The following is a 15659-nucleotide window of genomic DNA, read 5'->3' on the forward strand; positions in this document are numbered from 1 at the left end:
TATGATGACACCTCATAATAATAAGTCATATTTATTATTTTCTTTGAGACGCTGGTTGAATGAATCTGTCCCACAGTCGGCAATGCAGGCGAATATACAGAAATTTTATCATATATTGATTAGGTTTTTCCGTAATTTTTCGGCTTTATCAGGGATGTTTATTATCTTTGCCATTATTTTATGTGCGATTTTTGCTCCTTGGATTGCCACTCATGACATTTTTAGCAATGATCTCACTCATCGGCTGAGGCCACCATCTATGCAGAATTATTTTGGAACAGATGAATTGGGGCGTGATATTTTTAGTCGTTTAGTTTTCGGAGCACGTATTACTCTTTATATTGTTTTTTTAACTACAGTTATTGTAGGCCCAATAGGGCTTATTATTGGTACTGTTTCTGGCTATATAGGAGGATGGGTTGATACTGTTTTCATGCGTATAGTTGATGTTTTTCTTGCTTTTCCGAGTTTAATTTTAGCTCTTGCTTTTTCAGCAGCTTTGGGGCCTGGGATTGAAAATGCAGCAATTGCAATTTCAATTGCTGCATGGCCACCTATAGCACGTTTGGCACGTGCTGAAACTTTGACTATACGATCTTCTCATTATGTTTTAGCAGTTTATTTGCAAGGTGCATCTGCTTGGAGGATTATTTTCTTGCATGTAATACCAATGTGTATTCCCTCAGTAGTTGTATGGTTAACACTGAATATGTCTGGGATTGTTTTAACGGCTGCTGGTCTTGGTTTTTTAGGATTAGGTGCTCAGCCTCCGAATCCAGAATGGGGCGTTATGCTTTCAACAGGTCGCGAATTTATGATGACAAGCTGGTGGTTGGCAGCAATACCAGGTTGCGCAATATTGCTGACAAGTATTGGGTTCAATCTTTTGGGTGATGGGCTGCGTGATATATTGGATTCGCGAAATGGATAAGACATTATTAAACATAGAGGATTTACGCATTTCTTTTCCAACATATCGTGGTATTTCAGAGGTTGTGCGTGGTATTAATCTTTCTGTTGGAAGAGAAAAAATTGGAATTGTTGGGGAATCAGGGTCTGGCAAATCAATGACTGGGCGTGCGATCTTAAAACTGAATCCAAGATCAGCAATTATCCAAGCTAGAAAAATGTGTTTCGATGGTATTGATTTATTGGGTGCTAGTGAAGCTCAGATGCGAGCTATTCGGGGGAAACGTATTTCAATGATTCTACAGGATCCTAAATATTCGCTTAACCCATTGGTGCGAATTGGGGATCAGATCATAGAAGCCTATCGTATTCATCATCATGTTACAAGGATGGAAGCGCGAGAAAGAGCAATTTCAATGCTAGAATCTGTTCATATTCGTAATTCTGAATATGTTATGCGGTTGTTTCCTCATGAAATATCAGGTGGAATGGGACAACGAGTTATGATTGCTATGATGCTTATTCCAAATCCTGATCTAATTATTGCAGACGAACCAACATCTGCACTTGATATCACTGTAAGGCGTCAGGTTTTATCAGTATTAGATGAACTTGTGACAAAGTCTGGAACAGGTGTTATTTTTATCAGTCATGATTTAAATTTGATTGCCGATTTTTGTGATCGTGTTTTAGTTATGTATGCTGGGCGTATATTAGAAGAATTGCCTGCGTGTGATTTATCGTGTGCGTGTCATCCCTATACCCAAGCTCTATTGAACAGTTTGCCACGGCTTGATAAGCCAGTTGATGATTTGGCTGTTCTTGAGCGGGATCCAGATTGGCTACATAGTTCAACGATTGTTAATGGTGTTGGGAAAGTTTGCTATGACCAATTGTAAAAATATTGTTGATGTTTCCAATTTATCTGTAACCTTTGGACGTGGGAACAAAGCAGTAACAGTCGTGAAAAATGTTAATTTCCACATTAAGTGTGGTGAAGCTTATGGTTTGATTGGTGAATCGGGATGTGGAAAATCAACAATTTTGAATGCATTGGTAGGCCTTGTTCCTCATCATAGTGGAAATTTTATCTTTGACGGAGAAAAAGTATTACAAAAGAGATGCAAGTCTTTTTTGCGTCGTATTCAAATGGTTTTTCAAGATCCTTATGCTTCTCTTCATCCAAGAAAGATGGTGTATACTGTTCTTTCAGAATCGCTTGCAATTCATTGTATGGATAATAAAAAAGAACGAGTGCACAGCGTTTTGGATTCTGTCGGTTTAGATCCTTCGTTTCTTTACCGTTATCCACATGAACTATCTGGGGGGCAGCGTCAGCGTATTGCTTTAGCAAGGGCTTTGATTATTGAGCCAGAAGTTTTGTTACTTGATGAACCAACATCTGCATTAGATGTATCTGTTCAAGCTGAAATCTTAAATTTATTGAAATCATTACGGAAAAAAAAGAACTTAACCTATTTAATGGTATCCCATGACCTTTCAGTTATTGCTCATATATGTGAACGTGTTGGCGTTATGAATCAAGGAGTTATTCTTGAAGAGCTCAGCAATAATGATTTGCGCAATTTACGCGCAAAAAATGATTACACAAAGATGTTTTTTGAAGCCAGTATTGAACCTATTGCTCATAGAGAAGAACGAGTATTTTAGGTTTATAGAAAAAGAGTAAAGTTTTTTCTGTTTTTGTTACTGCCTTAGAAAATTCTATCAGAATAAGTTGGTTAGCTAAGTGCTGATTCTTATACTGTTGAGTTTTTCTGCTGTTTTACTAGGCTATATGGTACATGATAGAATGTATCAATTTTGCGATATGGTTGTTATATTTATTCGATGCCTGACAGTTTTATTGTCATATTTTTACAGTGGGATTTGCAAAGCATAATATGTTGTTAAGTTGATAATGACGGGTTTTTTACGAAAATATTTTCTTGCTGTTACATGACATATGTTTTATTTTTTTTGGAATTTCAGTTATAATTTTCACTCCACCTTTTGAAAGAAAATGGTTTTTTCAGTATAGGGTATGCAGTTAAGACATTATTCTAACTTTTCATTTTGTAAAGAAACGCTGTAATAGATTTGTAACTGTTACGGTTCGAGTGTTTGTATCATTGATAATTCTGATGATATTCCTAACAATTATAGCAACACCAAAATTGATTTTTTCAATATTTTTTCCCTAAATTTTTCTGCTAGCATTTATAATTGTTACAAGTGTCTTGGATTCATAGGGAATCACTTTTGAATTTTCATCAATGATTGTGCTACCACTTATCATTTAATCGTATTATAGGATTTCTTATAATAATACCTCACTTATCGTAGTTTGACACTATGTTTTTCTCCAAGTGGGAAGAGATAGGATTAGTTATAATTCGTTGTTTTTACGTATATTTTTTGCCATAAAGAGCAAAAAATCGAAAAAATTACAATTTTTTAGCAAAAATGGAATGAGGTTTTGAAAAATTTTTGCAATCCCTTTAAAAAAAATAAGTTGGTGGGAAACGAGGTGGTAAGCTAAAAAAGACAGATGGTAGCGGAGGAGGGATTTGAACCCCCGACACAAGGATTATGATTCCTCTGCTCTAACCTACTGAGCTACTCCGCCAAAATAGATAAGCATCATGCCAACCATTCCATTCTCACCGGATATAAGGGGTAGAACAGTAAGATGTCAAGCGTCGCTTTAAGCTTTTCTCTTGTCATTCTATTTTATCCTCGATATGGAGTATATAAAAATATATTTTTAATATAATTAGTAGGGTAAGGCATAAAAATGTTGCCACGTGTGGCGGTTTTAGGTTGTGGTTATTGGGGTAAGAATCATATACGCACACTCTATAAGCTTGGAGCTTTAGCAGCTGTTTCTGATAAGGATATTGAGCGTGCTACGAGTTTTGCAAGAGAGTATGGCGTTGACGTTGTTGCGCCCGAAGATTTGTTCACTCATGTAGATATTGATGCTCTGATTATCGCATTACCTCCTCAATTTCATACAGAAAATGTTCTATGTGCTGTTAAAAATGGTAAAGATGTTTTGGTTGAAAAACCAATTGCCTTAAATGTAGTTGATGCTCAGCATCAAGTTCGCATAGCAAATCAATACAGACGGATTTTTATGGTTGGTCATATTTTGCGATTCCATCCTGCTTTTGAAAAAATATGTGAATTGGTAAAAGAGAAAGAGATAGGTGATATACGTTATATTTATTCTCATCGATTAGGATTCGGAAAATTTCATACGCAAAGTGATGCTCTATGGGATCTTGCTCCTCATGATTTATCAATGATTTTGGCTTTGACAGGATGTGAACCTTCTGAAATTCGGGGAGAGGGAGCCGCTGTGATTGATCAACTTTCTGATTTTTCTCATATTCATTTGACTTTTCCAAATGGTGTCCGTAGTCATCTTTTTACTTCACGCCTTAGTCCTTATCGTGAAAGGCGTTTAACAATTGTTGGTACAAAAGCTATGCTCGTTTTTGATGATATGGAACCATGGAGCCGTAAACTGGCATTTCATCGTTTTTCCGTTTGGAATAAAAATAAAGAATGGGCTTCTAGCACCGATAAACCGAGTTACATAGATATTTGTGATGATTTACCACTGACTCGGGAATTACAGCATTTTCTTCATTGTGTTGAAACGCGTCAATCACCTCGTACAAATGGTGATGATGCTGTAGCTGTTTTACGAATTCTAACTGCTGCTGATCTCAAGTACCATGGATAAAAGAGATAAGTAGTGTTTTTGCATTATTGTGATTATCAATGGAGTTAATATGCAATTCATAGACCTTGCGGCACAGCGTGCGCGTATTACAGATAAAATTCATGCTGCAATCACACATGTTGTAGAGGGTGGTAAGTATATTTTTGGGCCAAAAGTAACAGAATTTGAGGAAAGGTTGGCAGATTATTTGAATGTTAAGCATGTGGTTGCATGTGCTAACGGAACTGATGCTTTAAAAATACCTCTTATGGCTAAAAATATTGGTGTAGGTGATGCTGTATTTTGTCCTAGCTTCACATTTTCTGCAACGGCTGAAGTTGTTGCTTTGGTAGGAGCAGAACCTGTTTTTGTTGATGTTATGCCTGATACATTCAATATTGACGTTGAAAAACTATGTGAAGCGATTGCAATGATTAAACAAGAGGGACGTTTAAAACCAAGGGCGATAATTCCTGTTGACTTGTTTGGGCTTCCAGCCGACTATACGAAAATTGCTGTTGTAGCTGAAAAAGAGAATCTTCTGATTATTGAGGATAGTGCTCAATCAATTGGTGGTCGAAGCGGTCGTGTTATGTGTGGAGCTTTTGGTGATGTTGCTGCAACCAGCTTTTATCCTGCGAAACCATTAGGGTGTTATGGCGATGGGGGTGCTATGATGACCAATAATGATGATTTAGCGGAGATTTTACGTTCTATTATATTTCATGGTAAAGGTGAAACACAATATGACAATGTACGTATTGGTTTGAATTCACGTTTAGATACAATTCAAGCTGCAATTTTATTAGAAAAGCTTGCTATCTTTGAAGATGAGATGGAAAAGCGCGTAAGAATTGCTCAACGTTATTTCGATGGTTTGAAAGATGTTGTCCAAGTTCCAGACGTTGGAAAGGATATTCGTTGTGCTTATGCGCAATATACTATTAAGGTAGAAAATCGAGATGGGTTAAAGGACTATTTACAGGAAAATTCTATTCCTACTATGGTTTATTACAAAACTCCATTGCATAAACAGCCAGCTTATAAACATTTTCCTTATGTAGCTGGTTCTCTTTCTGTTTCTGAGTCTTTAGCGAACAGTGTGTTAAGTTTACCTATGCATCCTTATTTGACGAAAAGTGATCAAGATATGATTATTCAACGAATAAGAGATTTTTATCATTCTTAAGAAAATTTTATATTTTTTATAATTCTTTGAATGGCGCGCCTTATTTAAGATACTTCCTAAAAGGTATTGGAGTGAGGGAATAGTTATGATTCAACAAACAAGGGTAAAATTGAACAACGTACTCTATCAAGATACTACATTATGGTAGCGGATTTGTTTATTATAAGGAAATACGCTAAATACCAATATGCATTCGTTAAAACATTCGTATTTTAATCTATTCAAATAAGTAAAATTATTTAATAGCTGTTTTTTTGCGAATATGAAATGCTAAGTCATTTTTGCTATCAGAATTTTGAATTAATGTTTTAATAGGGGAATCTTCACCCTCTTGTGAAACTATTTGAGCTGCCAGTGTTGCTGCTAATTCTTTTATTTCTTCACGTAATTCATCTAAGAGTTTATGGACAGAAGAAGAATTAAGATCCTCAATTCGAATTTCTTGTAAACGTTTCTGACAATGTGTAATTTTCTCGTGCATGGTTTCTATATCCGTTATGAAAGTGTTTGTCGCGGGAGCACTCTGTTTATTCTTTATTAAAATAGAATTTTTTTCAATGGGAGGATAGGGAGTAGATTGGACGGAAGAAAGTAATCGATAAAGTTTTTCTTTTGTTTGGCTGAGTTGTACTTTTTGTTGAGCATATTTTTCTTGTAAAGAGTTATACTTTTGTTCAACGCGAGCTAATTCTACGGCATGTTGCGCTCGGAGAAAATCGTGGTTTGCTTGTATTTCAGTGAGAGATAATGGAAGTTGGTTAGAAATAAATTTACGCGAAAGGTGAATGGCTTTTCGCCAAATAAAGGGGGAGAAGAGCACTAATAACCAAGAAGTAGAGGCAACTCCAAGAACAAAAAAAAGAAATGATTGTATAAGCATAAAACCCCTTTTTGAATGTGAATCCTCTTAGAATGGATTCCATGTTGGTGTGTGTGTCAATTTTAAATATCCTACATTGATTCCAAGGCGTGCACCAATTCCTGTGCGTACAGGGACTAATAAGATATCCTTGTGTTTCAGAACGTGAAAACCAACACCTGCAATTAAATAGGCTGAACCTGAAATACCACCATAGCGTCCCCATAAATTATTTACATTACTAAGATTATAAATTAGAATCATTAAACGAGAACCTTGTCCGCCAAAATCCCACCCTAGAGAAGGACCTTGCCAAAAAATTTTATGCTGACCGTAGCTTTTGGTGAAAAGCTGTCCTTCGCCGTAAGTTAGTCCTGCAAAAAAAGCGCCGGAAGCTTCTTCCCCTAAAATATAAGCATTTGGATAACCGTATTGTGAAAAGATATTTTCAATTGCTGATGCTATGCCACTTGCTGTTTTTCCGAAAAAAGTATGACCAGAATCGATAATTTCTTGTAGCGAATAACGTGGTTCATTTTTTTCTGCTGATGGAGGCTGAGTATATGCAATGTTTATAGCGATAAATAAAAGGATTATCGAAGATACAACACTTTTGCACCAACGTGATGGGCATAATAGAAGAGAGAAAGCCATAGGTTGTTTTCCTTTTATTAATTATAAATAAACAAATAATATAATTCAAATAAAAATAAAATGTAAAATTATTTAACTTATTGAATCTATTCCTGAATTTTTTAATGCGATTATTACATTATATGTATTTAGTATTAATAATTTTATTTCAAAATGCATTTTGTTTGTAAATCTAGGAGTTATCAGTAATTATGAAATTAGCTATTTCTTTGAAGTCTATGGATCTTGCAGCTTTGCTTTGTAGTCGGATTTGCCATGATTTAATCTCACCTGTTGGTGCCATTCAAAATGCAATGGAGCTTTATGATGAAGGGGGATCTGATGAAGAGGCTTTGCAATTAGTGCGTTGGTCTGTTGCAAATGCTTCTTCTCGTCTACAATTTGCACGATTGGCTTTTGGTTTTGCAGGAGCATTGGGATGTAAAATAGATACGAGTTTTGCAGAGAAAGTTGCTCAACAATATATGAAAGAGGAAAAAGCAGTTTTAAAATGGCATGCTCCTGATTTGTTGTTACCAAAAGATGAAATTAAACTTTTGCTCAATTTGTTATTGGTTGCAGTTGCAACAGCTTCTCGTGGCGGTGAAATAGTTGTTACGATTTTGCAAGATGAAACTAAACGTTCTTTTCGGTTTGAGATTTGTGGTACAGCATTGCGGATACCTACTCATTTTGTTGAGTTATACAGTGGAAATTTTCAAGAAGAACTTATCGATGCTCATGTCATACAGTTTTATTATACAATACTCCTTGCTGAGATAACATCTATGACAATAAATATAAATGAAACTGACAATTTTATTATTTTAGAAGGTGTGAAGAATCTTTGAGTTGTGTAAAATGACTGAAGCCATAATAAAAATAAGTTAGATTGTATTTGCGAAGGGGATAGTTTTAGGATTTTTAGTTAACGGGTGTTCTTTTATCAAAATAAATTTTAGGATAAAAACCTTCTTAAAAGAATAAGATCTCTGATTTTTCATCTGAGGTCTTATTCCAAGATTTTATAGCGTGTACTTTTATTGCTTAAGCAGTTTTGAGTATGTTTTGCTCAACTGGATCACGCAATACGTAACCGCGCCCCCACACTGTTTCAATGTAATCCACACCAGAAGATACAGCTTCCAACTTTTTTCGCAGTTTACAGATGAAGACATCAATAATTTTAAGTTCTGGTTCATCCATTCCACCATAAAGATGATTGAGAAACATTTCTTTGGTAAGTGTGGTACCTTTGCGCAGAGACAAAAGCTCTAGCATTTGATACTCTTTCCCTGTTAAATGAACAGGACGTCCTGCAACGCTCACTGTTTTAGCGTCGAGATTGATGGTGAGATCTCCGGTAACGATAACTGACTGTGCATGACCTTTAGAGCGGCGTACAACCGCATGGATACGTGCAATTAATTCGTCTTTATGAAAAGGTTTGGTCATATAATCATCAGCACCAAAGCCAAAACCACGTACCTTATCTTCCACAGCACTCATTCCAGAAAGAATGAGAACGGGGGTTTTTATTTTTGACAATCTCAGGGTTTTTAAGACATCAAAACCTGACATATCAGGTAAGTTCAGATCAAGCAAAATGATATCGTAATCATAAAGTTTACCTAAATCAACTCCTTCTTCACCTAAATCAGTTATATAGACATTAAAATTTTCTGATTTTAGCATTAATTCAATACTTTGAGTGGTTGCTTTATCATCTTCAATTAATAATACGCGCATCTTAGATCCCTCACTTCGCTCTCTTTCGAATCAAAAAGAGCTACTTTGTTCTATGGCAATTGACAAATTGCTATTTATAAAAATGATTCATAAAAACAAACACTTATAATAAAAAGTGTTTATGAACACTTCAGTAGTACGCGTAACAATCGCCACTGAATTCCCCACTATCTATGATAGTGGTTAACAAAATATTTGTATTTTTAAAAGAGGTTGACAAAATAATTTTAGAAAAATTGTATATTTTATGACTTAATGGAAGAATGAATTTCTTGTTTCGTTGCTTTTTAACTTTCAAAAAATTTTGTAATAGGCTTTTTCAAATTATCCTTTTTACAATTGTAATATTTATTTACTGAGCTTTAAACCTCTTCAATCTATAGTGCGGCTGAGAAGTAGAAAAGTGGTTATTATGACTTGAAAGAAAATCGTGTTTGCAGACTCTTTAGAGAAAAAGCAAAATAGCTGTAATTTCAAGCTAATAATAACCGGTTTGTTTTTTATCGGTCAAGATAGTCATTTAAGGGGATGGTTAAAGAGTGCAAATGCGAATGTTTTTGTTGGTGTAGTTAGGGAGTAGTAAGTATGAAGTCACGCGAAGGTGCAGTACGATTGAAGATGTTTCAAGTGCGCGGGAAGCGTCGTGAGATTACACAGCTTGATATGATGATTGCAGAATTTGAAAAAATGGTCTTAGAGCTAGAAGAACAAATTGTTAATGAAGAACGTAAATCGGGAAACAATGATACTCATCATTTCGCGTATTCGGCTTTTGCTCGTGCAGCACGACAAAGACGTGATAATTTGATAAATTCGATTCGTGATTTGCAGATTCAGAAAACAAATGTTGAAGCTGCTCTAGATGAGGTTAATACAGAGTTACAACGCATACAGCTTTTTGATCCGCGGGATAATGGTATAGTAGCGGATGATGATCGTGTCTTGATGCAATCAAACTTTATGATTGGATAATGAAAGCCGTTATTTGAATATAAGTTCTTTAGGATTGATGCGCGGAAAGCACAAAACAACCAGATTTTGTAGAGTCTGGTTGTTTTGAATAGCGTCTGAAGTTGTGTTTGATCATTTAATATCTGTAACGCTGGATCTTAGTTGTTCGTAACCCAGCCAAGCCATGTTCATCAATTGAATTTTGCCATGAAAGAAACTCTTCTATGGTCAAAGTATAGCGTTTACACGCCTCATCAAGACTTAATAGCCCACCTCTAACAGCCGCAACAACCTCAGCTTTGCGACGAATCACCCAGCGTCTTGTTGTTTTCGGTGGTAAATCAGCGATTGTAAGTGGACTTCCGTCTGGTCCAGTAACATATTTTATTTGTGTTTGTGTTTTCATCAAATTAGTCATTGTATCCTCTACTTTCAGCCAAGGACTTGTTTTCTTTGTAAGACAAGAACTTTAAAAAAGAACTAAATTTGTTGAAAAAATAATTATTAAAGTTACGCAAATACGTAAAAAATATGACACGAAACAAGTAGAATGATCCACTATAATGCTTTTGTAGAATTTTTTCTGTAATTTATATTAAAGAGTAAAAAAGATTCTTTATTTTTATTTTGCCTTATTTTTACTAATCTTTTTTCGTTTTCAGTATCTTCTAAAAAGGTAATGCTATTGGTTGTGGAAAGACTTAAAAGAAGCTATAGGGAGATTAATGGATAGTACGCATAAGAATGCTAATCATATAGTATACATTTAGGTAGAGAATAAATGCATGATTTTAAATAGTCTTGATTTAGCAGGACAGCCTGAAGATTCTCGCGTTGTTGTTGCAATGTCTGGAGGAGTTGATTCATCTGTTGTTGCAGGTCTTTTGAAAAAAGAAGGTTACGATGTAATTGGGATTACGTTGCAGCTTTATGATCATGGTGTTGCAACGCATCGTGTGGGGGCTTGTTGTGCTGGGCAAGATATTGAAGATGCGCGTCGCGTGGCAGAGACCTTAGGAATACCTCATTATGTCCTTGATTATGAGGAAAGGTTTCGTAAAGCTGTGATTAATCCTTTTGCAGAAAGTTATGCACATGGAGAGACACCTGTGCCATGTATAGCATGCAATCAGACTGTTAAGTTTGCAGATTTATTGGCAACTGCGCACGAATTGGGTGCAGATGCTTTGGCAACAGGACATTATATTCGCAGCCGTTCTCTTGGTGCGCATCGGGCATTATTTCGCCCTATAGATTCAGCTCGTGATCAAAGCTATTTTCTTTTCGCAACGACACAAGAGCAGATCGATTATTTACGTTTTCCTCTTGGTGATCTTTCAAAATCTCGTGTTCGTGAAATAGCAGAAGAAATGGGTCTTGCTGTTGCGAATAAGCATGATAGTCAGGATATTTGCTTTGTTCCGCAGGGCAAATATTCTGATGTTATTGCAAAATTGCATCCAGAAGCTGCAAAACCTGGAGTTATTATGCATGTCAATGGGAAGATTTTGGGCAAACATTCTGGAATTTTTAATTATACGGTTGGTCAACGTCGTGGAATTGGTGTTGCAACTGGTGAAGCACTTTATGTGGTTTATCTCGATGTAGAAAACGCACGTGTTATTGTTGGTCCGCGTGAAATGTTGGAAACACATAAGTTTTTTTTGCGTGATATGAATTGGCTTGGTGATGAGCGATTAGATAATTTTCCTTCTGATGGTGTTGAAGTTGCTGTAAAGGTTCGTTCAACGCGTCCTCCACGTCCTGCTCGTTTACATTATAAAGAGGGTGTCTTTTTTGTTAATTTGTTGGAACATGAAAGTGGTGTAGCACCAGGGCAGGCTTGTGTTTTTTATGATGAAGATGGTGATGGAGCACGTGTGCTTGGGGGTGGGTTCATTACGCATTCAGAGCGTGCAGCTGGTGCTGAAGCAATGTTGAAGCAGGTTTTGTGTAGTCTGGAAACAACAGTTACTGTTTCATAATAACTTAAAACATAAAACAATGATGTCTTAATAAATAAAATATAATCCCTTAGGAACGTGTTTTTATTACCTGAGATGTTATCATCTTGCATTGAGGTTAGAACAATTGGCAAAGTATGTTGATGTGGTGCTTAATGTTATGAGTAATATTAACGTTACAAGGTCAAGAAGTTGTAAGAATACGCAAGGTTTTTGATTTTGACGTAATATTAAGTGTGTCAGCTGTTGCTGTTTATTTTCGACATAAGATCCGTTAGCTTTGTTGCTTTTTCTATCTTGCAAATTACAAAAGATAAAATTATGAAGCGCATAAAGATAAGAGTTTGCTTGGTTCAAATTTACTACGCTGTTATCAACATAAAGGCTTTATATGATAATAGATCTCAATTAATTTTGTGATAAATATAGATTGCACAAAGTTTTATCAACTAATCATGCCGTTATTGGTAAAGGCTGCTACGTTGTAAAAAATGGTGCTGATGTTATCATGATTAGATAGATTTCTTGAAAATAGAATTAAGGATTTTTAGAAACTATCTTGTCATAACTATGAATATGAAAGCTCATGACATAATATCTTATTTTACGGAATAAAAAGAAACATAATATGTTGATTCTAAAAGTGGTATAAGTTCAAAAATTGCCTGGGTACCATGAAGAATAATCAAGCATGAATCTCTGGAAAATTTAACAATTCTGATAATATCATTTTGCTTATTCGTAATAAATTGATGTTTCTTTTCAACATTATCTTTTTCATGAAAAATATGATGAATTTTTAAGTTATGAATTATCATGAGATTAAAATTTATCAGAGATTTTGAGTATTCTTTTTTCTAAATGGTCATATGTTGAATTTTTTTATTCTTGAATAGAGGAGTGAAAAAATATTTCTTAAAACCATAGGTAGAATTTTGTTGACACAATACAACCAAAAGTATAGTATGCAAATACCGAGTGTGGTACAACGTGTTGTCTTCGTGTCGGGTGCAGGGTTTTAGGTCCCCGCTATTTCCTAAGCCCTGTATATCCTTGATTACTAAGGGAAAAGAACCTAGGTCCCCAATGCCTAGGTTCTTTTTATTAGGTTTCTACCTTTATTTTCATGTCTAAAACATGATGTTTAAATTTTAGCAGTCGTGATGTTTTTGATACGGTACCGGATTAAGGTTGCCGTGGAATAGTAAGCAACTTTTTAGTGCTTTTTTGCCAATTACGTTAATTGGTATGATGATCATAAAAAAGGTCATTAGGTGGTATTGAGATGTTATCTACTTTAGAAAAAATAATAGATGATTTTTTGATTATAGGAGTATGGTCGTTGCGATTTTAAATAAATTATTGAATTATCAGGATAATATGTTTTGTTTCTCTTAGAGATTGCCTATTTCTTTTCTGAGTAATATCTGTAGTATTATGTTTATGGTGTCGTGATATATGTGCTGCAACTGCAAATAATAATGGCAGGTGGCTATTTTGTTATATTTTGAAGTTATTTTGTGGCAGTGGAGAAATATTGGCGACATATCAAAAAATATTATAGGGTCTATGAGTTAAATTATCATTGCTTATTTAGCGAACAAGAAGGGTGTATGGTGATGGATGTCAAAATCAAAATACAAAACTTAGCCCTATGCTCTATTTTAGTTGCTTGTATCGTTTTTGCTTTGAAATATTGGGTATATCATATCACCGGTTCGGTTGCACTTTATTCTGATGCGTTAGAGTCAATTATCAATATACTTACAGCAATTATAGCATGGTGGGCTGTGAGGGTGAGTATGAAGCCGGCGGATCAAGATCATCCTTTCGGACATCATAAGGTAGAATATTTTTCTGCCATTCTTGAAGGTGTGCTGATTATTATTGCGGCAATTGTAATTTTAAGAGAAGCATGGATTGCTCTTTCAGCCATTAAATTATTACAGAAACCTGGGATATGGCTCGTTATTCATCTTACAGCAAGTATCATAAACTATGTGTGGGGGCGGATTCTTATTGAGCAGGGAAAAATGCACAGATCACCAGCTCTTAAAGCTGATGGAGCGCATTTTGTAACGGATGTTTTTACTTCTTTTGGTATTTTAATTGGTCTGATTGCTGGTTTTATGAGTGGATGGGCTATTTTGGATCCAATTTTGGCAATAATTATTGCTATTAATATTCTTTTACAGGGATGGACAGTGATTAATAATGCTGTTCAGGGATTAATGGATGGTGGGGTTGAATTGAATGAAACTATCCGAATCCGTAATCTTATTTCTACAAATGCACATGGTGCGCTTGAAGTGCACGATTTGCGTACACGTGTTGCTGGTCGAGTTACTTTTATAGAATTTCACTTGGTTGTGCCAGCTACAATGCAAGTAGGAGAAGCACATAAAATTTGTGATAAAATTGAAGGGGCTCTTGAAGAAGAATTTGATAATGTGCATGTTTCTGTTCACATAGAACCTGAAGATGAAGCCAAATTGCCTCCTGGTACAACAGCTATTCCTCTTGTTTAAAAAATTCTTCTGATTTTGTTATCGTTTAAGAGGATGCGACTAAAATGTAATTTTATTTTGTGGTTATTTTTGCAATATATTAAAGATTAATCTTTTCAGTGCAGGCAATTTCGTTGTTTTGATTAATGACACTATATCTCTGTAATTGACAATGCCATTGATGGTGAAAATGCTCAATAGCAAATAAGTTAAAACTGGCAGGTGGTTTTTTATTACCAAAAGCTTGCGATGTAGAAGAAACACCAACAATAGGAATTTTTCCCATTTTTCCTTCAACAATATTTAATGTGGGTAAATGAGTATGCCCGTGAAGAACAAGTTCACAGCCGTGGTTCTTGATAACGCTTAAAAAACGTTCTATGCCCCACAATTTCTTGTGCCAAGAAGTTGCATGGTGAAAAGGGGGATGATGTATCATTATGATACGAAAGAGATTGCGTGCTGCTGCTTCATTTAAAAGTTGTGATAAAATTTGTGCTTGCATTTTGCCAAAATAGCCAAACGCTTGAAAACACGGTGTAGCAATAGCTGATGAAGCACCTATAATAGCCACGTTATTGCGAATGCGCATATAAGGAAAGGGAAGTGAGTTCTTTTGTGGGGCATCACCTTTGATCCAAGGTTGGAAGAGAGTACAAGCCTTTTGGAATGCTCCGAGGACATAGGCGTCGTGATTTCCAAATGTTACAGAAATATTTTGGGGCTGGCCTTGATTAAGTAACCAATTACGTGCTTGTTTAAATTCCTTATCTAAAGCAAGGTTGACAAGATCACCAGAGATTACAAGATGGTCAGGGTTTTTCTTTTTCAAAGTGTCCATTAGAATGTCTAGGACATTTGTTGCCATTTGGCTTTTACGCTTTTTTTCCCAATTAAGATAGCCGGTAAGACGCTTTCCAAGAAGCTCGAATAAAGAAGGTTGTGGTAAGGGTGCAAGGTGTACATCTGATATATGAGCAAGATAAAACATAGATGTTAGCATAGCGTTGAAAACAATTTAGGCAATAAAAAAATCGTAAGATAGGATGTTACATTTTTTTAGGTAGGAGAGAATTGTAAAATGAAGAGTACTTTATTGAAAGTATAAAAAGACCCTTTATAAAATTTATACTTTGTTCATTTTAATATTACAAAATGATACCTT

Annotated in this window: 14 protein-coding genes and 1 tRNA gene; 9 read left to right on the forward strand and 6 right to left on the reverse strand. The window is 35.4% G+C overall.

Annotated features, from left to right (window positions below; genetic code table 11):
- The first annotated feature begins 1 nt into the window (after position 1).
- Genes V3565_RS05135 through V3565_RS05145 form a run of 3 tightly spaced genes read left to right on the forward strand, consistent with a single transcriptional unit; the run spans position 2 to position 2580 of the window.
- Positions 2 to 931, forward strand: a complete 930-nt coding sequence (locus tag V3565_RS05135; RefSeq protein ID WP_455478115.1) for an ABC transporter permease — start codon at positions 2 to 4, stop codon at positions 929 to 931.
- The gene (locus V3565_RS05140; RefSeq protein WP_455478116.1) at positions 924 to 1808 is read left to right on the forward strand and encodes an ABC transporter ATP-binding protein; all 885 of its coding nucleotides are present in this window, start codon (positions 924 to 926) and stop codon (positions 1806 to 1808) included. Before V3565_RS05135 ends, V3565_RS05140 begins: the two co-directional genes overlap by 8 nt.
- Positions 1795 to 2580: an ABC transporter ATP-binding protein gene (locus V3565_RS05145; RefSeq protein ID WP_455478117.1), complete on the forward strand. Its 786-nt coding sequence runs from the start codon at positions 1795 to 1797 to the stop codon at positions 2578 to 2580. The genes V3565_RS05140 and V3565_RS05145 overlap by 14 nt, the downstream gene beginning before the upstream one ends.
- A gap of 881 nt (positions 2581 to 3461) precedes the next feature.
- Here the strand turns inward: V3565_RS05145 and V3565_RS05150 are convergent.
- Positions 3462 to 3538: transfer RNA gene (locus V3565_RS05150), tRNA-Met, on the reverse strand.
- A gap of 168 nt (positions 3539 to 3706) precedes the next feature.
- On the opposite strand from V3565_RS05150, the gene V3565_RS05155 reads away from it, so the two are divergent.
- On the forward strand, positions 3707 to 4663 hold the full coding sequence (locus V3565_RS05155) for a Gfo/Idh/MocA family protein (RefSeq protein ID WP_455478118.1): 957 nt from the start codon (positions 3707 to 3709) through the stop codon (positions 4661 to 4663).
- Between the two features lie 49 nt (positions 4664 to 4712).
- Positions 4713 to 5831 (forward strand): DegT/DnrJ/EryC1/StrS family aminotransferase, encoded by a 1119-nt coding sequence (locus V3565_RS05160; protein ID WP_455478119.1) that lies wholly within the window; start codon positions 4713 to 4715, stop codon positions 5829 to 5831.
- 235 nt (positions 5832 to 6066) lie between these two features.
- Here the strand turns inward: V3565_RS05160 and V3565_RS05165 are convergent, their stop codons facing one another.
- Together V3565_RS05165 and V3565_RS05170 are read right to left on the reverse strand one after the other, a co-directional pair.
- Complete coding sequence (locus V3565_RS05165; protein WP_455478120.1) at positions 6067 to 6711, reverse strand: hypothetical protein; 645 nt, start codon at positions 6709 to 6711, stop codon at positions 6067 to 6069.
- 27 nt (positions 6712 to 6738) lie between these two features.
- Positions 6739 to 7344, reverse strand: coding sequence for a DUF1134 domain-containing protein (locus V3565_RS05170; RefSeq protein WP_455478121.1), 606 nt, complete (start codon positions 7342 to 7344; stop codon positions 6739 to 6741).
- A 191-nt stretch (positions 7345 to 7535) separates the two neighbouring features.
- Between V3565_RS05170 and chpT the strand changes: the two genes are divergently transcribed.
- Positions 7536 to 8174, forward strand: coding sequence for a histidine phosphotransferase ChpT (gene chpT, locus V3565_RS05175; protein ID WP_455478122.1), 639 nt, complete (start codon positions 7536 to 7538; stop codon positions 8172 to 8174).
- A gap of 196 nt (positions 8175 to 8370) precedes the next feature.
- On the opposite strand, the gene ctrA is transcribed toward chpT, so the two are convergent.
- A complete protein-coding gene (gene ctrA, locus V3565_RS05180) occupies positions 8371 to 9072 on the reverse strand; it encodes a response regulator transcription factor CtrA (protein WP_455478123.1) in 702 nt (233 codons plus the stop codon).
- Between the two features lie 585 nt (positions 9073 to 9657).
- Between ctrA and V3565_RS05185 the strand changes: the two genes are divergently transcribed.
- The gene (locus V3565_RS05185) at positions 9658 to 10044 is read left to right on the forward strand and encodes a flagellar export protein FliJ (RefSeq protein WP_455478124.1); all 387 of its coding nucleotides are present in this window, start codon (positions 9658 to 9660) and stop codon (positions 10042 to 10044) included.
- Between the two features lie 115 nt (positions 10045 to 10159).
- Here V3565_RS05185 and sciP read toward each other — a convergent pair whose 3' ends face one another.
- A complete protein-coding gene (gene sciP / locus V3565_RS05190) occupies positions 10160 to 10441 on the reverse strand; it encodes a CtrA inhibitor SciP (protein WP_455478125.1) in 282 nt (93 codons plus the stop codon).
- Positions 10442 to 10808: 367 nt separating this feature from the next.
- Between sciP and mnmA the strand changes: the two genes are divergently transcribed.
- A complete protein-coding gene (gene mnmA, locus V3565_RS05195) occupies positions 10809 to 12008 on the forward strand; it encodes a tRNA 2-thiouridine(34) synthase MnmA (RefSeq protein WP_455478126.1) in 1200 nt (399 codons plus the stop codon).
- A gap of 1598 nt (positions 12009 to 13606) precedes the next feature.
- Positions 13607 to 14515 carry a cation diffusion facilitator family transporter gene (locus tag V3565_RS05200; RefSeq protein ID WP_455478127.1) on the forward strand — a complete coding sequence of 303 codons (909 nt, stop codon included), beginning with the start codon at positions 13607 to 13609 and terminating at the stop codon, positions 14513 to 14515.
- 79 nt (positions 14516 to 14594) lie between these two features.
- On the opposite strand, the gene V3565_RS05205 is transcribed toward V3565_RS05200, so the two are convergent.
- Complete coding sequence (locus V3565_RS05205) at positions 14595 to 15497, reverse strand: metallophosphoesterase family protein (RefSeq protein WP_455478128.1); 903 nt, start codon at positions 15495 to 15497, stop codon at positions 14595 to 14597.
- Positions 15498 to 15659: the final 162 nt, after the last annotated feature.

The sequence above is a fragment of the Bartonella sp. B10 genome (assembly GCF_053794435.1).